23 protein-coding genes are annotated in these 23,734 nt (G+C 62.5%); 20 read left to right on the forward strand and 3 right to left on the reverse strand.

The annotated features are described in order from the left end of the window. The 13 genes from AAF184_13940 to AAF184_14000 all read left to right on the forward strand — a co-directional run. On the forward strand, positions 1-243 hold a 243-nt coding region (locus AAF184_13940; GenBank protein ID MEO0423435.1), incomplete at its 5' end, for a hypothetical protein. A gap of 273 nt (positions 244-516) precedes the next feature. Continuing rightward, positions 517-1,482: an NAD-dependent epimerase/dehydratase family protein gene (locus AAF184_13945; protein ID MEO0423436.1), complete on the forward strand. Its 966-nt coding sequence runs from the start codon at positions 517-519 to the stop codon at positions 1,480-1,482. A gap of 67 nt (positions 1,483-1,549) precedes the next feature. Further along, positions 1,550-3,310 (forward strand): asparagine synthase (glutamine-hydrolyzing), encoded by a 1,761-nt coding sequence (gene asnB, locus AAF184_13950; GenBank protein ID MEO0423437.1) that lies wholly within the window; start codon positions 1,550-1,552, stop codon positions 3,308-3,310. 8 nt (positions 3,311-3,318) lie between these two features. After that, positions 3,319-4,668 (forward strand): glycosyltransferase family 4 protein, encoded by a 1,350-nt coding sequence (locus AAF184_13955; GenBank protein MEO0423438.1) that lies wholly within the window; start codon positions 3,319-3,321, stop codon positions 4,666-4,668. A gap of 10 nt (positions 4,669-4,678) precedes the next feature. After that, a complete protein-coding gene (locus AAF184_13960; protein MEO0423439.1) occupies positions 4,679-5,209 on the forward strand; it encodes a hypothetical protein in 531 nt (176 codons plus the stop codon). A gap of 24 nt (positions 5,210-5,233) precedes the next feature. Further along, positions 5,234-6,337 (forward strand): DegT/DnrJ/EryC1/StrS family aminotransferase, encoded by a 1,104-nt coding sequence (locus AAF184_13965; protein ID MEO0423440.1) that lies wholly within the window; start codon positions 5,234-5,236, stop codon positions 6,335-6,337. 33 nt (positions 6,338-6,370) lie between these two features. Beyond that, positions 6,371-7,129, forward strand: a complete 759-nt coding sequence (locus AAF184_13970; GenBank protein ID MEO0423441.1) for a class I SAM-dependent methyltransferase — start codon at positions 6,371-6,373, stop codon at positions 7,127-7,129. 30 nt (positions 7,130-7,159) lie between these two features. Further along, entirely contained in the window at positions 7,160-7,975 is an 816-nt protein-coding gene (locus AAF184_13975; GenBank protein ID MEO0423442.1) for a transketolase, read from the forward strand. After that, positions 7,968-8,897 carry a transketolase C-terminal domain-containing protein gene (locus tag AAF184_13980; protein ID MEO0423443.1) on the forward strand — a complete coding sequence of 310 codons (930 nt, stop codon included), beginning with the start codon at positions 7,968-7,970 and terminating at the stop codon, positions 8,895-8,897. Before AAF184_13975 ends, AAF184_13980 begins: the two co-directional genes overlap by 8 nt. Continuing rightward, positions 8,894-9,625: a sugar transferase gene (locus AAF184_13985; protein MEO0423444.1), complete on the forward strand. Its 732-nt coding sequence runs from the start codon at positions 8,894-8,896 to the stop codon at positions 9,623-9,625. The genes AAF184_13980 and AAF184_13985 overlap by 4 nt, the downstream gene beginning before the upstream one ends. 114 nt (positions 9,626-9,739) lie before the next feature. Then, on the forward strand, positions 9,740-10,801 hold the full coding sequence (locus AAF184_13990; GenBank protein MEO0423445.1) for a Gfo/Idh/MocA family oxidoreductase: 1,062 nt from the start codon (positions 9,740-9,742) through the stop codon (positions 10,799-10,801). A gap of 6 nt (positions 10,802-10,807) precedes the next feature. Further along, the gene (locus AAF184_13995; protein MEO0423446.1) at positions 10,808-11,275 is read left to right on the forward strand and encodes an acyltransferase; all 468 of its coding nucleotides are present in this window, start codon (positions 10,808-10,810) and stop codon (positions 11,273-11,275) included. After that, entirely contained in the window at positions 11,272-12,372 is a 1,101-nt protein-coding gene (locus AAF184_14000; GenBank protein MEO0423447.1) for a DegT/DnrJ/EryC1/StrS family aminotransferase, read from the forward strand. Before AAF184_13995 ends, AAF184_14000 begins: the two co-directional genes overlap by 4 nt. 60 nt (positions 12,373-12,432) lie before the next feature. On the opposite strand, the gene AAF184_14005 is transcribed toward AAF184_14000, so the two are convergent. Together AAF184_14005 and AAF184_14010 are read right to left on the reverse strand one after the other, a co-directional pair. Beyond that, positions 12,433-13,458, reverse strand: coding sequence for a hypothetical protein (locus AAF184_14005; GenBank protein MEO0423448.1), 1,026 nt, complete (start codon positions 13,456-13,458; stop codon positions 12,433-12,435). Positions 13,459-13,598: 140 nt separating this feature from the next. Continuing rightward, positions 13,599-14,489 carry a hypothetical protein gene (locus tag AAF184_14010; GenBank protein MEO0423449.1) on the reverse strand — a complete coding sequence of 297 codons (891 nt, stop codon included), beginning with the start codon at positions 14,487-14,489 and terminating at the stop codon, positions 13,599-13,601. A 462-nt stretch (positions 14,490-14,951) separates the two neighbouring features. On the opposite strand from AAF184_14010, the gene AAF184_14015 reads away from it, so the two are divergent. The 7 genes from AAF184_14015 (at position 14,952) to AAF184_14045 (ending at position 22,298) form a co-directional block, all read left to right on the forward strand. Further along, positions 14,952-16,178, forward strand: a complete 1,227-nt coding sequence (locus tag AAF184_14015) for a hypothetical protein (protein MEO0423450.1) — start codon at positions 14,952-14,954, stop codon at positions 16,176-16,178. After that, positions 16,179-17,132 (forward strand): sulfotransferase, encoded by a 954-nt coding sequence (locus AAF184_14020; GenBank protein MEO0423451.1) that lies wholly within the window; start codon positions 16,179-16,181, stop codon positions 17,130-17,132. It begins immediately after the preceding gene. Positions 17,133-17,179: 47 nt separating this feature from the next. Beyond that, positions 17,180-18,178, forward strand: a complete 999-nt coding sequence (locus AAF184_14025) for a hypothetical protein (protein MEO0423452.1) — start codon at positions 17,180-17,182, stop codon at positions 18,176-18,178. Between the two features lie 162 nt (positions 18,179-18,340). Further along, positions 18,341-19,189, forward strand: coding sequence for a M48 family metallopeptidase (locus AAF184_14030; protein MEO0423453.1), 849 nt, complete (start codon positions 18,341-18,343; stop codon positions 19,187-19,189). A gap of 74 nt (positions 19,190-19,263) precedes the next feature. Continuing rightward, positions 19,264-20,289 (forward strand): lysine-2,3-aminomutase-like protein, encoded by a 1,026-nt coding sequence (locus tag AAF184_14035; GenBank protein MEO0423454.1) that lies wholly within the window; start codon positions 19,264-19,266, stop codon positions 20,287-20,289. Between the two features lie 82 nt (positions 20,290-20,371). Beyond that, on the forward strand, positions 20,372-21,139 hold the full coding sequence (locus tag AAF184_14040) for a glucose 1-dehydrogenase (protein MEO0423455.1): 768 nt from the start codon (positions 20,372-20,374) through the stop codon (positions 21,137-21,139). A gap of 22 nt (positions 21,140-21,161) precedes the next feature. Beyond that, positions 21,162-22,298, forward strand: coding sequence for an ATP-grasp domain-containing protein (locus AAF184_14045; GenBank protein MEO0423456.1), 1,137 nt, complete (start codon positions 21,162-21,164; stop codon positions 22,296-22,298). Positions 22,299-22,309: 11 nt separating this feature from the next. On the opposite strand, the gene AAF184_14050 is transcribed toward AAF184_14045, so the two are convergent. After that, positions 22,310-23,677 (reverse strand): cytochrome P450, encoded by a 1,368-nt coding sequence (locus AAF184_14050; GenBank protein MEO0423457.1) that lies wholly within the window; start codon positions 23,675-23,677, stop codon positions 22,310-22,312. Positions 23,678-23,734 lie beyond the last annotated feature (57 nt).

Consider the following 23,734-nt stretch of genomic DNA (forward strand, 5'->3'; position numbering starts at 1 on the left):
AGCCACGTGTGGCTGTACGACTCGTCGGGGCAACGCCGCCAGCTCACGATTTTCGGCGACAGCAGCCGCATCGACCGACTCGCTGAAAACGGAGAAGTCATGCTGACGAGCGGAGGTCGGCGATACCGCGCGCTGCCGGATGGTCAGCTTGATGAGGTGGGAACCAGCGCCGGTCGGGCGATCTACATAGACGGGCAGTGGTTCGTCGCCATCGGCAGCAGCCTGTTCCGCGTCTTGCTTTGAGAAAGCCACAAAATCAACGCGACAGGTCCGACGTGCCGCGGCATAATCGCGCGCGCCTGCTGCTGATGAGCGGATCGCTGCCGAATGCCCAGCCGGCTTTTTCGCCGGCGGATTTCGGTCCCGCTGGCACCGCCCGGGTTGGCTGGTGACCGTAAGACGCGACGCCTCGGCGCGTCCTCGGTCCGCGGCGCCGCTGCAACGGTGAGTGTGTCCGAATACCGATTCGCCATCCCTTACTTGCTATAATTGGCAAATCAATGCTTTGGAGAACCTATGCTTAACACGTGCATAGTCACGGGAGGCGCCGGCGCCGTCGGATCCCGCCTGACCCAGCGCTTGCTCGACGCGGGTGCCGAGACCGTCTACGTGGTGGACGACCTCTCTTCCGGTTACCGCTGGCTGTTGCCGGACGACCCGCGGGTGCAGTTCATCCAGGCGGACGTGGTGGATTTCTTCGGCGGTGACTTCGATGCCGCCGACGCTCACATCTTCCACTTGGCGGCGTTTTTCGCTAATCAGAACAGCGTCGACCACCCGCTGGACGACCTCCACACGAACGGGGCCGGCACGCTGCAGGTGTTGAAATGGGCGGCCGAGCACAACGCCAAGCGCGTCGTGTACTCGTCCGCTGGCTGTTCGATCGCTGGGCACGGCATCGAGGGTCCGATCGCTGAAGACATGCCGGTCAGCCTGCACCTGGACACTCCGTACCAGATCACCAAGGCGCTCGGCGAGTTCTACTGCAACTACTACCTCGAGCGCGTCTCCAGCGTCCGCTGCCGTTTCTTCAATTCCTACGGCCCGGGTGAAGTGCCGGGGCGCTACCGCAACGTCATTCCCAACTTTATCTGGCTGGCGCTCCACGATCGCCCGCTGACGATCACCGGCACGGGTGAGGAGACCAGAGACTTCATCTTCGTCGATGACCTCGTTGAGGGTCTCATCCGTTGTGCGAGCGTGGAGGCGGCGCACGGCCAGGCGATCAACCTCGGCACCGGGCGGGAAACGCGGGTGATAGACCTGGCCAAGATGGTCATCGCGCTCACCGAGTCCAGCAGCGAGATCCTCTACGCCCCGCGGCGTTCATGGGATAACAGCAAGACCCGCCAAGCGGATATCACCCGAGCGCGAGAGATCCTCGAACTCGCCCCAGACACGGTGCTGGACACCGGTTTGGCGCACACCGTTGATTGGTTCCGCCAACATCGACCGTCGATTGCGCAAGCCACCGACTTCTGATTTAGTACGCGCGCCTTCGGCGCGCCAGACCCTCGACGATCACCTGCCGACCTAGGTTCCTACCCATATGTGTGGACTGTTAGCTATTGCCGGCCTCGACCGCCCCTTCTCTCACAGTTTGCTGGAGAGTTTGCGCAATCGCGGACCCGATGCCATCGGATTTTGGAGCAATGGCAAGCTCAATGTGGGCCACACCCGGCTCGCGATCCTGGGGTTGGGGCACGACAACGACGAACCGATGGAAAATGATCGGTTCGTCCTCGCTTACAACGGTGAGATCTACAACTTCGGGGACCTGAAGCAACGCCTCGCCGGGGATCGCCCGATCGGATCCCACGCCAACGACGCCGGTGTTCTCCTCGAGGGTTGGACGGCGATGGGAGAGGCGATCCTCACGCAGCTCGAGGGGTTTTGGGCCTTCGTCCTATACGACAAGCTCGAAAACAAGCTGTTCCTGGTGCGCGACCAGATCGGTATTAAGCCGCTCTACTACTACAAGTCGGGTAGTCAGATCGTGGTGTCGTCTATGCTGGGCACGATCAGTGACACGCTCGGCGGTGGCCTCACGCTCGACTATCTCGCGCTCTCCGAATACGTGCGCTATCAGTACACGTTCGGCGACAAGACGTTCTTCAAAGACGTGAAGAAGGTGCTGCCGGGGCACGTCGTCGAGATTGACCTCGACACCGGCGAGCTCGAGATGCGCTGCTACGAGGATCTGCTCACTTCGCTCCACGGCGGCAAAGGGGTGGCGCCGGACGAGGCCTGGATGGACGAGACGCGTGCGCTACTGCGCGACTGCGTGGTGTCCGCCACGATCAGCGACACGTCCTTTACCACCTTCTGCAGCGGCGGCATCGACTCCAGCCTGATCACCAGCATCGCGGCGCCCGAGATCGCCTATCACTGTAACTTCTCCGACCCCGACTGCAATGAGACGTTCTACGCGCAGCAGGTGGTGCGCGACATGGACACCCGGCTGTTCACGGTGAATGCGCAGGAAGACTTCGAGCTCGTGCCGAAGTTGGCGAGCATCGTGGAAGACTTCGACGAGTTGACCATCGGTTCGGTGATCCTGCCCTTGGAAGACCTGCTTTCCCAGGTCAAGCGCCGTTACAAGGTGATATTGACGGGCACCGGCGGCGATGAGCTGTTCGCCGGCTATGTGCGGTTTATGCTGGCGCGCGGCGAGTGTCGACAGGACAGTTATCGCGGTCTGTTCGAGCGCGTCATGAAGCTGGAGGGCGCCGCGCAGCGTTTTGAGCTGACCCACAAGAAAGGCGATCTCGACCTCTACCCCTTCTACGACGATGCCGCCAAGCATTCCTTCGAAACGGAGTTCGACGCCACCCTGGAGCGGGAGAAAGATGAACTCGCCGCCATGATGCGCTTCGATCAGCGCAACTTCCTGCGTGGGCTCCTCAACATCGACGACAAGATGGGCGGGCGTCACTCCCTCGAGAGTCGTCCTCCGTTGCTGCATCAGCGGCTCCTGCGTCATCTGCAGCACGTCGATCTGGGCGCCTTCCTGGAAGATGGTGAATTGAAGTCAAAACTGCGCAAGATCGCCGGTGGCCAGATCCCCGACTCGGTGATCTACCGCAAGGACAAGATGGGCTTCACGACGCCGATCGGCACCTTCGTCAATAAGTCTGCCGATCGCATCCGCGAGACCATTATGGATTCCCCCTTCCGCGACCACTACAACCTGAAGAAGGCGCGGTTCACGGCGGATTCCAAATTCTCCCGTGAGGTGTTCGGTCTGCTGATGCTGGATCTCTGGCTCAATCGTTACGCGACCCCCAGCGCCGCGCGCTTCAACGGATGACCCATCCCGTGACACCTGATATGCCGTCGTCGCCTGCCGCCGTCGCGACGCACGACGCCGAGTCGTCTGACCTGGGAACGGGGGGGCGCAAGCTGCGGGTCCTGTTCCTGACCCAGTGGTTCGATCCTGAGCCTGGGGCGATCCGAGGTCTGCCGCTAGCCAAATGGCTGCTCGCGCGCGGCCATGAGGTGGAAGTCATCACCGGCGTGCCGAACTACCCTGGCGGCAAGGTCTACGACGGGTATCGTGTGCGACCCTTACAGCGTGAGGTAATGGACGGCGTTCCCGTCATCCGTGTGCCGCTCTACCCCAGTCACGATCAATCGGCGCTGAAGCGTGTTGCGAACTACGTGAGTTTCGCACTATCGGCGGCTACGATCGGTGCTGCCGCTGCCAAGCGCGCAGACATCTGCTTTGCCGTGAGCCCGCCGCCTACCCTGGGCATTCCCGCTTTGGTGCTGAAGTACCTGCGGCGTATCCCTTACGTCTATCACGTGTCCGATATGTGGCCCGACTCGGCCGTGGAATCAGGCATGTTCGGCGACGGCTGGGTAAAGCGTGTGTCCACGAGCGTGCTCCATTGGTGGTGCAATCTGCTCTATCGGCAGGCGGATGCGGTCACCGTGCTGGCTGATGTCCCGCGCGAGGTGCTCGCGGAACGAGGCGTGCCGAAGGACAAGATCGAGGTGGTGTACAACTGGGCGGACGAGTCCTTGTTCCATCCGATGGAGCGCGATGACCAGCTGGCACAGGAGTTAGGTCTCTCGCCTGGCGACTTCAACCTGATCTACGCCGGCAACTTCGGCGTCTTTCAGAACCTGGAAGTGGCCATACGGGCGGCCCATCAGATCGCCGAGCGCGCGCCCAAGCTCAAGCTGGTGCTCATCGGCACGGGTACGGAAGAGGCGCGACTCAAAGCGCTCGTCGCAGAACTCGGTGCGACGAACGTCAGCTTCCATGGGCGCCGTCCTTACACCGATATGCCGGCCATCTCGGCGCTCTCGGACGCCATGCTCGTGCACCTCAGCGACATTCCGCTGCTCCGATGGACCGTGCCCAGCAAGACCCAGGTGGCGTTGGCGATGGGTATTCCCATGCTGATGGCTGCCACCAGCGATACCGCCAGATTGGTGTCGGAGAGTGGCGCAGGCGTTGTGTGTACGCCCGACGATCCCGATGCCATGGCCGGTGCGATGCTCGAACTCGCGGCTTTGGATCGGGCCGAGCTCCACCACATGGGGCAGGCGGGGCTGGAGTTCTACCGCCGGCGCATCTCTCTCGATCGAGGCGGCGAGATCATGGAGGGTGTGTTCGCCAACAGCCTGCAACGGCGCGCCGGACGGCGGCGCACGGCTTAAGATGCAGTATTTGCTGTACAGGCTGGACCCTAAGCCAGATCGCGAGGCCACGACGCCTCTGCTCGAGGGCGAGGTGGTCGAGTTCTCGCCCTTCAATCTGCGCTGGCTGGTGACGGGGCTGCGCGCGGCCGGGGTGGAGTACGTGAAGATGCTCGCCCTGGCAACGCTTTACGCCGCCACGCACCTCAGTCAGGTCGGCGCGGTGAGGGTTTGGGCGTACGTCGGCGGCGGACGCTCGATCCTGCATTACAGCGTGGTCACCCCGACGGACTTGCACATGCCTTGGCTGGACAGCACCCAGTCAGGTGTGGAGATCGGCGGATGCTTTACCGTACCTGAGGCTCGCGGCAAGCGTCTGTATCCCTACGTGCTGGATCGCATTGCAGCTTGGGCTGGTGAGAGCAGACCGATTTACATGATCGTCGAGGCGTCCAACAGCGCCTCCCGCGCGGGCATGGGGCGGGCCGGCTTTGCCGTGGCGGGTGAACTCCGTCGCGAGGGTAGGCTGGCCAGATTGCCCTGTTACCGCTTGTGCCACTGACAATCGATATTTGAGGCGAGTTGCATGAGGAAGATCCCCTTTTTTGACTATCCGGCGTTGTTTGCCCGCGATGAAACCCAGTACCTGGCGACCCTTCGTGAGGTCCTGCGAAGCGGCTTCTACATCATGGGTCCGGAACTGGCGGAGTTCGAGTCTGCGCTCGCGAATTACCTGGGTGTGAAGCACGTGATCGGCGTGGCTGACGGCACCATGGCCTTGCTGATCGGATTGCGCGCAGCGGGGATCCAGCCCGGGGACGAAGTACTCGTGTCCGGTCACACATTCGTCGCTTCCGCGGCAGCGATACACCATTGCGGCGCCACCCCCGTGCCCGTCGACTGCGGGCCGGATCATCTGATCAGCGGCGACGCGGTGGCAGCGGCGATAACCCCGCGTACGCGCGGCATCATGCCCGTGCAGCTGAACGGTCGGACCACGAACATGGATCGCATCAATGAGGTCGTTGCAGAGCACGACCTCATCATGGTGGAAGACTCCTGCCAGGCGCTTGGATCGAGCTACGCAGGGCGCTTCGCGGGAACCTTCGGGAAGGCGGGTGCGTTCAGCTTCTATCCGTCCAAGACGCTCGGCTGCTTCGGTGATGGCGGCGCCATGTGCACCGACGACGACGCCGTTGCTGAGGCGGCGCGCTCGCTGCGCGATCACGGTCGCGGCAACGATGGAGATGTGGCCCGCTTTGGCTATAACGCTCGCTTGGACAATCTGCACGCCGCCATCCTCAACACCAAACTTGCCAACTACGACAACGAGATCGAGCGGCGTCGCGCGTTGGCGAGCATCTACCAGGCGCGCCTCGCCTCCATCGATGCGCTGCGTCTACCGCCAGCGCCGGATGCTGATTCGCGCCACTTCGATATCTACCAGAACTACGAGGTCGAAGCGGACGATCGCGACGGCCTCAAGGCCTTCCTGGCGGAGCAGGGCGTCGGCACGATCCTGCAGTGGGGTGGGCAGATGCTCAACGACCTTAGTGCCGTTGGAAAAGACGTGAAGCTGCCCACCCTCGACGAGATGGCGAAGCGCTTCCTCATGTTGCCGATGAACACGGCGTTGGCCGACGAAGACGTGCACTACGTGTGCGACCAGATTGAGCGGTTCTACGGTTGAGCCACACGAAGCAAGCACTAGGGGGACCCCACGTTGAGTAAGGAAACGAAGGTCTCGGGCGGCCTGCGAACGCAGACTGAGGCGGAAGAGGGGGCGCGCAACAAAGCGTGCTTCGACTCCAATCCGACCAGTTGGGAGGCCAAACTCGAGAACTTCCCAAAATACGTTCGTCGGCAGAATCTCACGCGTTTCCTCGCGCTGTACGAGATCTTCAAGCTGGTGCTCGAGGTGAAGGGCTCCATTGTCGAGTGCGGCGTCAACCAGGGGTATGGGGTGATGTCCTGGTGCAAGTTCTCGTCGATCCTGGAACCCGTCAACCTCACCCGACGGGTGTACGGTTTCGACACTTTCGCGGGCTTCCCCAGCTTGTCCGAGAAAGATCGATCCGAGCGCTCCCAGCACGTGCGCGAGGGGGACTTGGCCGCCGATGCGAAGGAAGAGCTCGAAGAGCTTGCCTCCGTGCACGACTCAACGCGCTTCTTGGGTCACGTCCCCAAGCTGACCCTGATCAAGGGTGATGCGACTCAGACGATCCCCGAGTTCGTCGAGCAGAATCCGCACGTGGTCGTGAGCCTGCTGTTCATGGATTTCGATCTGTACGAACCGACGCGGGTGGCTCTCGAGACGTTTTTGCCTCGGATGCCACGGGGAGCGGTAGTCGCCTTCGATGAGCTGGACAACCCTCTGTGGCCCGGCGAGACCCAAGCGATGCTCGAGTTTCTCAAGGACCATCGCTTCCGGCTGCAGCGCTGCTCGTTCGACCCTTATATCGGCTACGCCGTACTCGACTGATCCACCACAGGAACCTGGGAACATCTGCCGATGACATCTAGTGAGCACTCGCGAGATCTCGCCCACAGGATTCGCCGTAGCGTGGTGAGGATGACGCATCTAGGCAAGAGCTCCCACGTTGGATCGGCGCTGTCGATGAGCGACATCATGGCGGTCCTGTACGGGCGGGTGTTGCGCGTGGACCCCGAACGACCGGATTGGCCGCAACGTGATCGCTTCATCCTGAGCAAGGGGCACGCCGGAGCAGCGGTCTACGCCGCCCTCGCGCATACGGGGTTCATGGATGTGGAAACCCTGGACCAGCACTACCAGAACGGCTCGATCCTGAGCGGTCACGTCTCGCACAAGGGCGTGCCGGGCGTTGAACTCTCAACGGGTTCCTTGGGCCATGGTCTTGGCGTCGCCGTGGGTATGGCCAAGGCAGCGATGCTCAAGAACGCTGAGCACCGCGTGGTGTGCCTGTTGAGCGACGGTGAGTGCGATGAAGGCTCTAACTGGGAAGCGGCGATGTTCGCCGCCCACCATCGCCTTCGCAATCTCACTGCGATCATCGACTACAACAACATGCAGAGCCTGGCGACGGTGGAAGAGACGCTCGCCCTCGAGCCGTTCGTGGACAAGTGGGAGGCCTTCGGTTGGACCGTGCGCGATGTGAACGGCCACGATCACGAGGCGATCGCCAACGCCTTGGCGCGTGAGCCCGATGATGACAAGCCGCTCTGCGTCGTTTGTCGCACGACGAAGGGCAAGGGCGTCTCCTTCATGGAAGATGCGGTGCTCTGGCACTACCGCACACCGCAGGGTGAGGAGTACGACGCAGCCATGGGTGAACTCGGCGATGCGTGATCATGTCGTCAAGCGCCTGACCGAACTGGCGCTCGAGGATCCGAGGATCATGCTGATCACCGGAGATCTGGGGTTTGGCGTGCTCGACGAATACCGCAGCAAGTGTGCGTCGCAGTTCATCAATGCCGGTGTGGCCGAGCAGAACATGACGGGCATGGCCGCTGGGTTGGCGCTGGAAGGCTTCGTCGTATTCACCTACTCGATCGGCAACTTCCCGACGCTGCGGTGCCTGGAACAGCTGCGCAACGACGTGTGCTATCACGACCTCAACGTCAACGTGCTTGCCGTTGGGGGCGGATTTTCCTACGGCCAGCTGGGCATGTCCCACCATGCCACGGAAGACCTCAGCATTATGCGGGCGCTGCCCGCTATGCAGGTGGTGGTGCCGTCCGATCCGTGGCAGGCCGCCACCGCCGTAGACGCGCTCGTGGCGCATCCGGGGCCCAGCTACATGCGCATCGACAAGTCGTCCGCCGGCCTCGAGCAACCCGCCGATGGCGGATTTGCCCTGGGCAAGGGCCGCACGCTAGTCGCAGCCGATGGTGTCACCCTGGTGGGCACCGGAGGCATCCTCGCCGAATGCCTGGAGGCAGCTGAGCGATTGGGCGGGCAGGGTATCTCCTGTGGTGTAGTTGAACTCTCTACGATCAAACCGATCGACGTCGAGACGATCCTGGGAGCAGCGGCCCGCTCGAACTTGATCGTCACGGTCGAGGAACATTCGGTCGTCGGTGGACTTGGCGGAGCGGTCGCCGAGGTACTGGCAGACCACGGATGCGGCGTGCGTTTGCTACGCGTAGGACTCGACGATGTGTACTCGAGCGTGGTTGGCTCGCAGACCTATCTGCGGCGCCACTACCAGTTGGACGCCGAGAGCATCGTCTCGCGTATCAAGCAAGTCGTCGCGCAGAATCACCCGTGAAACGAGTTCTCGACATCGTTGTCTCCGGTGCTGGCTTGCTCGTGACCTCGCCCGTTCTACTCCTCGCCGCTTTCGCCGTGTGGCTACAGGATCGCCATTCTCCCCTGTACATCGCCGATCGCGTGGGCAAGGGAGAGGTGAACTTCCGCATGGTGAAGATGCGCTCGATGGTCAAGAACGCGGCGAAGACCGGGGTGACCTCGACCTCCGATGCCGATCTTCGCATCACCCAGGTTGGTCGACTCATCCGCAAGCTGAAGCTCGACGAGGTCACGCAGCTAATCAATGTACTCATAGGTGACATGAGCCTGGTGGGTCCGCGACCGAACGTCATGAAATGGGGTGTGGAACTCTACACGGAGGAGGAAAAGCGGCTCCTCTCGGTGCGCCCCGGCATCACCGACTTCGCTTCTGTGGTCTTTGCCGACGAGGGGCACATCCTCAGTCGAGAGTCCGACCCGGATCTTGCCTACAACCAGAAGATCCGTCCCTGGAAGAGTCGCTTGTCACTCTTCCACATCGATCATGGATCGTTATGGCTGGACATCAAGGTGGTGCTCTACACCGTGGTGTCCATCGTCTCTAGGGCTACCGCACTTCGGCTGGTGGCTGGTGAGTTGCGGCGCTTGGGAGCGCCTGAGCAATTGGTGGAGGTCGCGTCGAGGCGTGATTTGCTGACCGCGTACCCCCCGCCCGGTAGCACCGAGATAGCGACGTTGGAGAGGTGATCGTACCTCTCGTAACCGAGGCGCATCGCTTGACCCGCCCGATGACCGAACTGTCTAATTGCGGCCTCGGATCAAGTGCTTGCGAGATGTCTGCGAGCAAAATGGGAGACACCATTGATTAGATTTGCGTTGGTCGGTTGCGGTCGCATAGCCCGGCGCCATGCTGACCTGCTCGGCAAGGGCCAGATTCGCGGCGCGCAGCTGGCGGCCGTGTGCGACCAAGACCTTTCCCGAGCCCAAAAGTACGCGGATGAATTCGACGTCCCTTGCTTCAGTGACATGTGCGAGATGGCGCAGCAGGACTACGTTGACGGTCTGGTCGTGCTGACGGAAAGCGGTCACCACGCGGAGCACGTCATCGAGCTGGCGCGCTTTGGCAAGCATCTCATCGTCGAGAAGCCGATGGCGCTCACCCTCGAAGACGCCGATCGAATGATCGAAGCCTGCGACCGCAATGACGTGAGGCTGTTCGTTGTGAAGCAGAACCGCTTCAATCGACCCGTCGTCAAGCTCCGCGAGGCGCTCGATGCAGGGCGCTTTGGCCGTATGGTGATGGGGACAGTGCGCGTTCGTTGGTGTCGCACGCAGGCGTACTACGACCAGGATGCCTGGCGCGGTACGTGGGCCCTGGACGGTGGTGTCCTCGCCAACCAGGCCAGCCACCATGTCGATCTACTCGAGTGGATGATGGGCAGCGTTCGCAGTGTCTACGCACTCAGTTCGACTGCCCTGGTCGATATCGAAGCAGAAGACACGGCCGTCGTGGCGCTGCGTTTTGCGAGCGGCGCCCTCGGCGTCATCGAGGCGACCACCGCCGTGAGACCCCGCGACCTGGAGGGCTCCCTATCGCTACTGGGCGAGCGCGGCGCTGTGGAGATCGGCGGCTTCGCCGTGAACGAGATTCGCCACTGGCACTTTGAGAATCCTCTGGCTGAGGACGACACGGTGCTGAAAGAGTTCTCGACCAACCCGCCAAACGTTTACGGTTTTGGCCACAACGAGTACTACCAGCACGTGGTGGAGAGCATCGAGAACGAGACTCAGCAGCTTGTCGACGGTCTCGAAGGTCGGAAGAGTCTCGAGTTGATCACTGCGATCTACGAGTCGATCGAAACCGGCAAGGAAGTGCCCCTGCGCTTCTCGCCGCAGCGGTGTCGGCTCGGTGAACGTGATTAGGCGCACATGAACAGGCCGACGCTATTGCAGAGCGGCCTTCGAGACGTCACCTTCGGCGAGCGCGTCAAGGTGGTCGAGCCGGTCAATCTTTACGAGTGCGAGATTGGGGACGATAGCTTCATCGGCCCCTTCGTGGAGATTCAGGCTGGCGTGATCGTTGGCAAGCGGTGTCGTATCCAATCTCACTCGTTTCTATGCGAACTGGTGAGCATCGGTGACGACTCGGTCGTGGCGCACGGTGTCATGTTCATTAACGACTCGTTTAGTTCCGGTCGACCCGCCGGCGGCGATAAGTCGAAGTGGGGCGAGACGGTGATCGGTCAGCGCGTGTTCATTGGTAGCAATGCCACCTTGATGCCCGTGACCGTGTGCGACGACGTCGTCATCGGCGCCGGGTCGGTGGTAACGAAAGATATTTCCAAGCCGGGCATTTATGCCGGCAACCCAGCTAGATTTATCCGGGGGTTGGCGTGATCCGATTTCTTGATCTGCCTGGTCAGTACCAGTCATTACGGCCGGAGATCGATACGGCCATTCAATCGGTCATCGAGACCGGTGCGTTCATTGGCGGCGAGGGGCTGAAGCGCTTCGAACAGGCATTTGCCGAATACCAGGCCGTCGAGCACTGCGTCGGCGTGGCTAACGGCACCGATGCGTTAGAGATCGCCTTCGAAGGCCTGGGGCTGGCGCCGGGGAGCGAGGTGATCGTGCCGGCGAACTCCTTTGTTGCCTCCAGCGAAGCGGTGACGCGCGCCGGACTCAAGGTGGTGTTCGCCGATATCGGCGAGCGTACGTATCTGCTCGACCCTGCCGACGTCGAGCGACGGATCACCGACAAGACCTCGGCAATCGTGGCGGTGCACCTTTACGGGCAACCGGCACCCATGGAGGAATTGATCGCCATCGCGGATAGGCACGGACTGAAGATCATCGAGGACTGTGCGCAAGCGCACGGCGCTTCTATCGGTGGTCGTACCGTGGGGAACTTCGGTTCGATCGGCACCTTCAGCTTCTATCCCGGCAAGAACCTGGGCGCGTATGGCGATGCGGGTGCGATGGTGACCAACGATGCGGCACTGGCTAAGCACTGCCGCATGATCGCGAACCATGGCCGTGTGGAGAAGTACAACCACGAGTTCGAGGGCCGCAACAGCCGCATGGATGGGCTGCAGGCGGCGGTGCTGTCGGTAAAGCTCACCAAGCTGGATGACTGGATCGACGCACGAAACGCTGTTGCTCGTGTCTACAGCCGCGAGCTCGAGGGGGTAGGGGATGTGGTTACCCCACAGGTGCGGCCTGATGTACGGCACGCCTACCACTTGTACGTGATAAGAACGTCACGTCGCGACGCGCTCAAGAAGCACCTTGCTGATGCGAGTATCCAGAGCGGTATCCACTATCCCATCGCGCTGCCGAGGCTACGCGCCTACGCCGACCATCCGCAGCACGAAGAGGCATTCGTCGCGAGTGAACAGGCCCCGACGCTCTTGAGCTTGCCCATCGGGGAGCACATGGGTGAAGAGGACGCCCTTCAGGTCGTCGCCGCTGTCCGCGACTTTTTCCGAGGGTGAGGTGGCTGCACGTGTCTTGCCCCTCCAATGCGAGTGACTCGCCTCAGGGGGCGGCCTGCGTCAGGGGCTGACCGAGCTTGCACCTCGCGCCTCTCGCGCGGCGTTGACCGTTTGCATCAGCTGCTCGTAGCGCCGATCAACGGTGTGATCCACCAGGAATTCGGCGATCGCCGGCTGGGCGCGATCGAAGCTCTGTCGAATCGAGTCGATCTTGCTCAAGCAGTCGGCAGTGTCCGCATAGCGGTAGATGAGCCCTGGCGGCGCTTCGAGGACGTTGGGCAAGTTGCTGAACACGAGTGGAAAGCCGAAGCTGAGCAATTCGAAGCCCCGGTTGCTGATAGTGACCGCCGGGTTGTAGGGATTGGTCAGATCGTAGGGGATGAGGGCGCAGCAACAGCGCGATCTGACCTCCTCCAGTGCCTCCAAGGGCGTCGGTTCATAGACCCTAGCGTTGGCGTGAGATAGCACGCGCTTGGTCATCTCCGACTCGGTGATCGAACCCACGAAGTGGATCGTAGTGCCGGCGTCCATGATGCCCTGGACGACGCTTTCATCGATGCGCTCGTTGATGTAGCCCCAATACAGCACATCCGGTCTCGGCAGCCCCGGCGTGGGCGTCTCGTAGCGATGTCGGGCCCAGGGGAAGAACAGCGATACCTTGTCCGTCGCTTCGCGGATCTGACGTTCGATCAGGTACGACACGACAAGATTGTAATCAGCGCCGGTGGCCGACTGGTGTAGCAGCCGTCGTGCCGATCGTTTGTGTGGCGCGATGGCGGCGGAGATGTAGTCGTCGTTTACGACGTGGACAATCGCGTTGTTAGGGAACTTCTCGCGCAGAAAGAAGAAGTCGTAGCAGAAGCTCAGGATGACATCATCGTCATTGACGCTGACCTGACGCTTGATCATGGACGTGAGGAAAGCGGCGTCGATGCGATTGAGTAACGGAACGATCTTGAGCTGGTGATGCAGTAGGTGACCACCCGAGTGAAGGGTGAGCGACTCGGATGGCTGCTCGCTTTGCGCCCGTCGCCCGAAGCGCCGTTTCTGAAAGAAATGCACCTCGTGTCCATGCGCCAGCAGCATTTGTGCCACTTGCTTGCGTAGGCGCGGGGGCTCCGCCCAGCTGGTTCTCGTGAAGATCAGGAATCGCACAGTTCGGGGGCGCTCAAGGTGGGGCTCTTCACGGTCTTCATCGCGGTGCGTTGAGGCGCGGTGCGAGATGGTCAGCTCGCAAGCCGCTTCGCTCCGCCCCTGAAGAAGACCACCCATGCTGCGGCCAGCGCCGCACCGAAGAACGCTCCAAGCACGGCGAACAGGCCATGGCTCGGGAAATCGTACTCACTTCGTGGCGGGACCTGTGGCGGATCGATGGTCCGAAAGGCGAACTCATCCCGGATGTCGGCGAACATCATCGTCTCGATTTGCCCCTCGAGCAGTCCGGCAATAGTCCTTTGTAGTTCGACGTTTTGCGCCAGGTTGAGCTGCTGCGTCAGGTGTGCGATGGCTCGCTCGGTCTCCAGTACGGAGGTTTCGCGCAAGCGGGCATTGATCATGGAGACGATCTTCGTCGCCCACTGCGAGGCGATCTCGGGGTCGGTCCAAGTGATGTTGACGGTGACCAGGCCCGTGCGGATGTCATCGGACACGTACAGCACATCGCGTCGAAAACGCTTCGCTGTGAGCCACTCATTCGGTGGGTTGGACGGGTCCTTCCAGTCTTGCCGACCCTCATCCCACTGCTCGGCGTTCAGGATTGGTGACAGCTCGTTCTCCGCGATGAATTCCTTAGCGAACTCCCACGAACGTAGCCTGGCCAGGGCGATTTCCTTGGGGTCTCCTGAGGAGCCGAGCGAAATGCCGGCGAGCGCGGTGAGTCCACCGAGGGCACCCCCGCCCGACGGCACGCGGTCGGCCTTGATCGGGTCGCCAGCGTACTCGAGCACTACGCGGATATCGTACGTAGGCTGCAGGAAGTAGGAGAGCCCGAGGGTACATGCGCCTAGGACAGCGCCGCCGATCATGCAGGGCAGCCACAAGCGCTTGAGGAGAGCGACCAGATCTATGAGTCCAAGATCCTCACTTGCCGCGGTCGGGGTCGGCGCTTGTGATTCCATACAAAATGTTGACGCTGTGGGTCCACGGCAAACGGGCCGCTATGCTGCCACAAGGCTACCGCATTCACCAATATGGTCGACACGGTTTGGTTGAGGGCCGCATCTTGCTCAAATCCCTCATGTATCGGTGAAGTGGATTGCCCAGCAGGTAGGCGATAGTTCTCAGCGTTTGCGGTGCGTTTTCCTGTCGGCGCTGCTATGAGAGCATTGCGCGATGGAGACTCCCTCATCGCTGGCGCCGGGCGCCGGCTCGACATCAAGCGCGGCTACGGCGGTGCCTTCCCGTCGCCCCGGATCGTCCGTCGAGGCGGCTGGCTCCTCGCAACGCCCCGTGGTCGTCTCGCCAGGCAGGCTGCCGGGTCCTAGCGTTGGCCGCTTCCCGCGAGCCGCGAACGCCATCCGATGAGACCTCTCAGCTTCGTCTGGGCTTGCGTGTTCGTGCTCGCTGTCGCCGGCGTACCGGTGGCCTATCTGCTCGATCGCGACGGCCTGTTCTTCTACCTGACCGCTCGCGTTGACGACAAGTACGTGATGCGCGCTTATATGTGGACGTGCATCGCCGTCGTCATCGTCATCGGCGTATCCGTGGGGTTAGGTGCGCACCGAAATCAGCGCGCGTTTCTGGCCAAACCCGTTCAGCATTTCTCGCAGCAGACCTACCATCTGGTCTGGGGCGGCACGATCGCGGTCTCCCTGCTGTTGACCGGGCTGGCGTGGCGCTCCAACGGCTACACCGTTCCGTTGCTGCAACTTCTGGCGGACCCCGTTCGCTACTTGTTTTTGCGCACGGAGGCTCGAGAGAACATCAGTCAGGTGTTGCTGAACGCAAATCTGCTCTTTCTGTGTTCTCTCAGCTTGGTGCTCGCGGCTTTCTTTCTGAAGCGAAACAAGCGACTCAAGCTCCTGATCACGGTGCTGAATCTGTTGCTCGTCGGGAGCTTCACGTTGGCGAAGTCGCCGATCGCGAAAGTGGTGGTGATTACGCTCATCTTCTTCTCGTGCATGCGCCCGATCCGCGTGGCGACGCTAGCCAAGTTCGGCGCCGTCTTCATACTGGCGGTCTTGCCGCTGTTCATCGTCGCTGAGGCGGGCTTGGGCAGCTGGGCCAAGGATCGAACCTTGACGCAGACCCTCGCTTCGCGCGTGTTGTACGGGCAGTGGGCGGCCCTGCCGTTCTTCTTCGAGATATACGAGAAGAAGCGAGCCTCCCTGGGCACTCTTCAGCCGACCTACCTTGCCGGCAGCAAGGCAGAGCGTTGGTCCTACCGCGGCGAGGAGGCCCCCGCGCGGCAGGCCATGCGGCTGGTCACGGGGTATCGTGACCTCGAGAGTGCAGGTGTGGGTGTGGCCGTGACGTTCTTCATCGGCGATGCGTATGGAGTGTTCGGTTACCCCGGCATCGTGATGGCCGCGGTGGTCGTCGGATTGGAGATACTATTGCTCACCCTTGTCCTCCTGCACTGGCCACGCAACGTGCTGACGATGTTTCTCTTCACGTGGTTTTGCTTCAAATTCGCCACTTCAGCCATCACGGGTTTCAGCGGATTCATGTTCGGTAGCGCCACCTATCTGTTGCTATTGCTAGCCATCACGACCTTCTTTGCGCAACGAAATCGAAGGAACAGCTTGGGGAGACCGCCGCCGGCAACGCCATCGGTGATTTCGCCTGTGGTCGACGGGGCGCGCTGAGTGCAGCCTGAGTTCCTGTTCGTCGTCGGCATCGGGCGCTCCGGTACGTCTTTGCTGCAGAACATGCTGGCGGGGCACAGCGCCATCAGCTTCCTCCCGGAGAGCAGCTTTCTGCGACGCTACGCCTTCTCGCGGGCGTTCGACAAAGGCGTGGGCGCCGGTGATCTACCCGCGTTCGCGAAGACGCTCGCCGACGACGTAGCGTTCAAGCGCTTGGGCTTTTCCGCAGAGCAAGTGCAAGAGATGCTGGCGAGCCCGGAAGGTGGTAGGGGCGCTGGCTTTTTCAGGCGTGCTGCTTACCGCTTCGGCCCACCGACACAAGGCGCCGTGTATCTGGGGGATAAGGACCCGCGCTTGATCGAGTATCTACCCTCCCTGAAGGCCGCGTTCCCAAGCGCCAAGGTCGTGCACATCTACCGCGACCCACGCGATGTGTTCCTCTCGAAGAGCCGGGCCGACTGGGCGAAGGGCCGCACGGCGTTTGCTTACGCGTTCGCTGGTCGTGTGCAGTGGGAGCTTGTTCGCCGCACGGGCGAGGCCCTGTTCGGCGAGAACTTCTACGAGCTTGCCTACGAGCGGCTGATTGACTCGCCCGACGAAGAGATGTCGAAGCTGTGCCGATTCCTGTCGTTGAGTCTCGAGCCCGCCATGCTCCACCCCAGCGAGGGGGGCGGTGCGCTCGTGGCCAAAGACGAGCTAGCGTGGAAGAAGGAGACGCTCGGGCCTATTCTCGCCGCCAATACGGGAAAATGGCGCACTGGCCTCGCGCCCTCGCAGATCGTCCTCGTGGAGCGAATCTCTCGCCGTCTCATGCGTGATGTCGGGTATGAGACATCATCGCTGGCGGGCGATCTGGACCCAATCGCGCGTGCGTCCATCTCGCTGCAGGCACTGGCGGCCAACCTGCTTTCCACTGTCTATTGTCGGTTGAGGCTATGGTCACAGCACACGTAGCCCGACTCGGGCGTTATCGACCCCTGCTGCTCGATGCCAGGAATCGGTTGTGGGCGTCGCGCGGGTACTCCCTTTACCGATCCGACGACGATGGCGACAGCTTCGAGATGGTGGCGCGTTTCAACCCCGGTTTGCCCTATGCGGCGGCGGCGTCGTTTCGCCTGAGCACGCGCCTGCTGCGGGCGGGTTTCCATTCCTTGCGCGTGCTGGATTCCGGGGAAGCCGTGGCGGTCGTCAAGAACGGCATCGTGCACCTGGAACCGGGGGCACGCGATTTCGTGCTCCGTTGCGGGTTCCGCAATGGCAGTCGACCGCTGAGCTTGTGCGCGACGCCCGGCGGGCACCTCTTTTTCGGCGAGTACTGGGGCAACCCGGATCGGCGCGAGGTGCACATCTACGGATCTTCGGACGGTGGCCGGTCCTGGGAGGTCGTGCACACCTTTCCGTCAGCGACCATCCGACACGTGCACGGGGTGCACTACGATCCGTTTCGCCAAGGGTGCTGGGTGCTCACCGGCGACAGTGATAGCGAGAGCAGAATCTACTTCGCAGACCCTGAGCTGGCGCAGCTGGAACTCGTCGCGTCCGGCAGCCAGCAATGTCGAGCCGTCACTGTGATTCCACGCCACGATGGTCTCGTGGTGCCGATGGACTCCGAAGACAGTCAGAACTACATCCAGTGGCTGGATCCGGCGTCCGGGCGCTTGGAGCCGCTAGCGGCTGTGCCGGGCACCGTGTTCTACAGTGCGAGCGCTGGCGATAGCGTGTTGCTCTCCACGGTGGTGGAGCCTAGCGAGGTCAACCACTCGCGCGAGGCGACGATATGGGCGAGCGCGGACGGACAGTCTTGGTCACAGATCTACAGCCAGCGCAAGGACGCCTTGTCGCCGATTTACTTTCAGTACGGCACGTTTCTCCTGGCGCCTTCGCAGGGCACCAGCCCGTTCGCCTTCGCCAGCGGCCAGGCCGTGGCCGGGGATGATCAGCGCCTGTTACGCATCGGTCCAGTGGGGGACAGCGGATCTGCGGAGGAGGCAGGCGCTTAGGCGTTGCGGGTCGGCCGGGTTCTTTCGATGCCCGCACGCCTGAGGTTCTCTACCTCGATGGGCAGGGGCGAATGTGCCGTGTTGTGACCTGTAAGCCCATGCTCGTCTGTCCGGTGCGAGCTGGCGTTATCATAGGCGGCGGATTACACGGAGGTTCCTGAGATGCAGCTACGGTTCCCGAGTCAAATCAAGGCGCTTTGGATTGTGCCCGTGCTGGCGCTCGTTGTCGTGGCATGTACGACGAGCCCCACCGGTCGTACACAGCTGATGCTGGTGTCGCCGCAGACCGCGATCGCGGCCTCCCAGCAAGCCTACCTTTCGACGGTCGGCGGATTCGCCCAGAAGGATCAGCTGTCGCGGGATCGCGACGTGGCGGCGCGTGTGCGCGAGGTTACCGGGCGCGTGGTCCACGTGGCGACAGAGCAGTTTCCAGCCACTGCGCAGTGGGATTGGAGCGTAGCGGTGATCGACGATCCGAAGACGGTGAACGCATGGTGCATGGCGGGTGGCCGTATGGCCGTCTACACCGGGTTGTTGGAGCAGTTGAAGCTCACGGACGACGAGCTCGCCCACATCATGGGTCATGAGGCGGCACACGCGATCGCGAACCACACCGCGGAGCAGATGTCTCGGGCGATGGCAACAGACCTGGTCCTCCAAGTCGGAGGCGTTGTGGTCGGCGCGAACCAGCAGCAGCTGAGCACCGCCGCTATGGCCGCTCAGGTGGGGTTGAGTTTGCCCAACAGTCGAACCGCCGAGTCCGAGGCTGACCAGATCGGCGCGGAACTCGCCGTCCGGGCGGGCTACGATCCCGACGCCGTACTGACCCTGTGGCAGAAGATGGGGAGCATCGGGGGCGGGGAACGCCCGCCTGAATTCCTGAGCACGCACCCGGCGCCGGAGAGCCGTCAAGCTGCCTTGGCCGAACTCATCGAGGGGATGCGCGGGCTTAATCCGCAGGGCGCCAAGGCACCCACGCACCCTATTGACGTCATTACCGCCGCGCGTTGATTTGCTCCGCGCGCTAGCCGGGGCGGAGCGTGCGCACGGAATCAGCTGCTCGCGACAGGACAGGACCTGACGTGATCCGAGACGTCCAAGGGCTGATCGATGCGGGCCTGGCCACAGCGGAGGATCGTGACGCGTTGGAGGCGGTAGCGTCTCGTTTCTCGATTGGGCTCACCGAAGAGGTGACGGCGTTGGCGCAAACGTCGTCCCCGATCTCGCGCCAGTTCGTTCCTCAGGCGGCTGAGCTACGTATCACCCCGGCCGAGTTGCAGGATCCGATCGGCGATCGGCACCATAGTCCCGTTGCAGGCGTGGTCCACCGATACCCGGACCGCGCCCTGTTGATGCCGCTGCAAGTCTGCGCCGTGTACTGCCGGTTCTGCTTCCGCCGCGAAACGGTCGGGGGGCAGCAGCCGGAAGCGCTGCTGCAGGCTGAACGTCTCGACGACTGCCTAGACTACATCCGTCAGACGCCCACACTCTGGGAGATCGTTCTGTCCGGCGGCGACCCCTTGCTCCTGGCGCCGCGGAGGCTGGAGAGTCTGATCGCTCGCCTGTCGCAGATCGAGCATGTTCGGGTGATCAGGGTTCACACGCGGATCCCCGTGGTCGCTCCGGGGCGTGTGAATACCGCCCTCCTTCATGCCCTACGCACCGATCGGGCCGTCTTCGTCGCCGTTCATGCCAACCACCCCGATGAGTTCACCGGCCAAGCGCGTGACGCCTGCCGACGATTGGCTGATGCGGGGCTCCCGCTCCTCGGACAGACGGTGCTTCTACGCGGTATCAATGACGATGAGGCCACCCTGGAGGCGCTCATGCGAGCGATGGTGGAGAATCGGATCAAACCGTACTACCTCCACCACGGCGATCTGGCGCAGGGCACCGGTCACTTTCGTGTAGGCATCGCGCGGGGGCAGCAGTTGATGGAGTCGTTGCGCGGCCGCGTGTCGGGCCTTTGTCAGCCCACCTATGTTCTAGATCTCCCCGGAGGTGGCGGGAAAGTCCCCGTTGGGCCGACCTACGCGACGCGTACAGATGACGGTGAATGGCTTCTGCGCGATCGATTCGGGGCTTCCCATCGGGTTGCTGATCTGGCCTGAGCCTCGGGCGCGCTACAATTAGCGTCTCCAAGATCGCGGCCTGGGGCCAGGTTGCGATCATCATCGATGAGAAGAGGACGCGATGACCGGTATCTTCGACCTATCTGGCCGCACCGCGCTGGTAACCGGCTCCACCCGAGGCATTGGCAAGTCGATCGCCCGCCAGCTCGCATTGGCGGGCGCACGTGTGGCGATCTCCTCTCGCGACGCGAGTAGCTGCGAAGCCACCGCTGCGGAGATCGCAGAGATTGCAGGCGACAGTGCGGTCGTCGGAATTCCCTGCAACGTAGCGCATCCCGGCGAACTCGATCGCCTCGTTGCGCAAACCGAGGAGCGACTGGGGCAAATCGACATCGCCGTGGGCAATGCCGGCGCCAATCCGCACTTTGGATCTCTGCTCGATGTGCCTGATGAGGCCGTTCAGAAGATCTTCGACGTCAATGTCACCGCGAATCTGAAGTTGGCCAAATTAGTCGTGCCCAAGATGAAGGAAGCGGGGTGGGGGCGCATCATCCTCAATGCGTCCAACACCGCCCTGGTGGGCCAACTGGGCCTCGGCGCCTACTCGGTTTCCAAAGCTGCCGTGATCCAGCTCGCCCGTAGTCTAGCCCGTGAGTTCGGGTCCGCCGGCATTACCGCGAACGCTATCGCCCCCGGTCTCGTGCCTACGGAGTTCTCGCGAGCGCTGTGGGAAGATCCGCGAATGAACGAGCGCTACGTGAAGGCCACGATGCTCAAGCGGACCGGCACACCTGATGAAATCGGCGGTGTCTGTGTGTTCCTAGCCTCGGAAGCGGGCGCCTACGTGACCGGCCAGACCATCGTCATCGATGGCGGGATGACCAGCTGATACACAGTCGCTAGGCAAGTCGGTGAAGGTCCTGCTCACTCTCGGACGGCTGCCGAAGGCGCTCGACATCGCGCGGGCGCTCGCCGCGGTGGGCTGCGAGGTGATCGTGGCGGAGCCGTTCGCCTGGCACCTCACGCGGCTGTCGCGCAGCGTCGAGCGTTGCGTGCGGGTTCCCGCGCCAAACGACGATGAGCAGGCCTACCATCAGGCGTTGATCTCGCTGATCGAGCGCGAGGGGGTCGATCTGGTCGTGCCTGTCTCGGACGAGACGATGCACGTCGGGGGACTGCATGCTCGCCTGCCCGCTTCCACGCGCCTTTTCTGTCCGCCTCAGCCAACGCTGCTCTCGTTACACGACAAGCTCGAGTTCATCCGCGTTGCGCAGGCCGCTGGCTTGCCCGTTCCGCGCACATGCGATGCGAGCGACCACGCTGGAGCTGAGGCTTTGCTGGCCGCCACCAGATGCATCTCGAAGCCTCGCTACTCCTCAGCAGGAAAGGGGCTGGTCGATCATCCTCAGGGAACTGAGCCGCCGGTGCACGGCCCAGACTCGGTGCCCAGGATCTTCCAGGAGTATCTGCCGGGTGAGGAGCTGAGCACCTTCGGGGTAGTGCGCAACGGGGAACTAGTCGCCAACGTCGTCTACCGTGGCTTGATCATGTCCGGCACGGTCGCCGTCAGCTTCGAGCGACTGGTGGAGTCGCCCCCGGGCCTTGAGGATTGGGTACGGACCTTCGCTAAGGCCGCCGGGCATGAGGGCTTTCTCTCTTTCGATTTCCGGCTGGATGAGGCTGGACGACCGCTGCCTATGGAGTGCAATCCGCGTGCGACCAGCGGTATCCACTTCCTCGATCCGTTGGGCCTGGCAGATGTCATGCTGGGTGATGCGGCGGCAGGCTCCGGTCGTCTGCGACCGGAAACCCGTTTGCAACAGTTCTACCCCGCCCTGACCGAAGTGCAATCGTCATTCCTGCGCGGCGAGCGTTCGCCTGGTCGGCTAAAGCTTCTGTTCGGCCTTCGCGACGTGACCTGGCAGGCGAATGATCCGCTGCCGCTACTCCTGCAGCCTTTCGCCAGCGTGGACATCTTGTGGCGTACGATCCTGAAGGGCTGGACCTTCGGCGAGGCGGCGACCTTCGATATTGCCTGGGGCGAGTAGGTGTTCTTCACCTAGGCGAGACGATCGCTGATCGTGCAGTAGACCTGCTCTGTGGGGCGCGTGGTCAGGCGGGCGGCGGGTCTTACTCGGTGCGCATCGATGGTGTGGAAGTCGAAGCGGCGCACGAGGCGCGCGAGGATCAGGGTGCTCTCCGTGGCGGCGAAGCCCGCGCCGACGCACACCCGGGGGCCGGTGCCGAACGGTAGGTACGCCCCGCTCGGAATCTCGTGTTCGCGTTCGGGCATGAAGCGATCCGGATCGAAGGCTTCCGGGTGCTTCCACATGCGCTGATGGCGATGCATGGTCCAGGGGGCGATCATGATCATCGCGCCCTTGCGCAAGCGGAACCGACCAATCTTCGTAGGCTCAGCAGCGACCCTTGGGATGAAGGTGATTGGGGGGTAGAGGCGAAGCGTCTCGCGGAAGACGGCGCGCACGAAAGGCAGCTGCCTCACCTGATCAAAGGCAAGCTCGCCATCGCCGACCACCCGTGCCACTTCCTCACGCATGCGCGCAACCACCTGCGGCTGCATCGATAGGATGAAGAACACCCACGTGAGCACGCTCGCCGTGGTCTCGTGGCCCGCGAGGAAGAACACCCCCAACTGATCGATGAGCTCCTTGCGCGAGAGGCCCGGGCCGCCGTCGGGCCCGCGCGCGGCCACGCAGGCGGAGGCGATGTCGTTGTACTTCTCCTCCGGCGCGTTGAGATGACTGTCGACCAGGTGCCCCAGGTGACGCCGAATCTTCTCGCATGCCTCCAACACGGTGGGTGACTGCTCGTAGGTGCGAAACGGCGGATCGAAGATCAGCGCCTTGAGCTCGACGTGGGCCACACTGCGCTCGAAGACGGTGAAGGCGTCGAACACCTCCCGCGCGATATTCGACTCCAGCGACGTGGAGAACACCGTGCGACAGATGATGTCGGCCGTGAGATGACTCATCGTCAGATCGAGCGAGATGGGCTCGCCGGATGCCGCCTGCTGAGCCAGGCGCTCTTCGTAGGCGTCGACGGCGGCGGTCATCGAGGCGAAGGCGCGCGTGATGCGGATGTGCGAGAAGGCCGGGTCCACCATCGCCCGCTGACAGCGCCAGCGATCGCCGCTAGAGACGAAGATCGAGTCGCCGACGAGCGGCTCGAGCGCACCCACCATGAGGTCGTTCTTCGGATAGATGTCCGCCGGGTCGGTCATCACCCCCTTCACGAGCTCCGGACGGTTGACCAGCAGGATCGAGCGACGGGAGTAACCGAGGTAGCCGACGTCGAACTGGTAGGCCTTGTCCGGCAGCAGGCTCAGCAGATCACCCTCTCCGCGCATGGCGGTACGGACCAGGGCGGCAAGGGCGGGCAGGGGGCGAGGGCGAGGTGGAACGTACAAGAGGCGGCGAATTCAGTGCAGATGAGCGTCGCAATGCGACTGGATTTGCGTACGGCG

The sequence above is a fragment of the Pseudomonadota bacterium genome (assembly GCA_039815145.1).
In the GTDB taxonomy this organism is placed as follows: Bacteria; Pseudomonadota; Gammaproteobacteria; order Steroidobacterales; family JBCBZW01; genus JBCBZW01.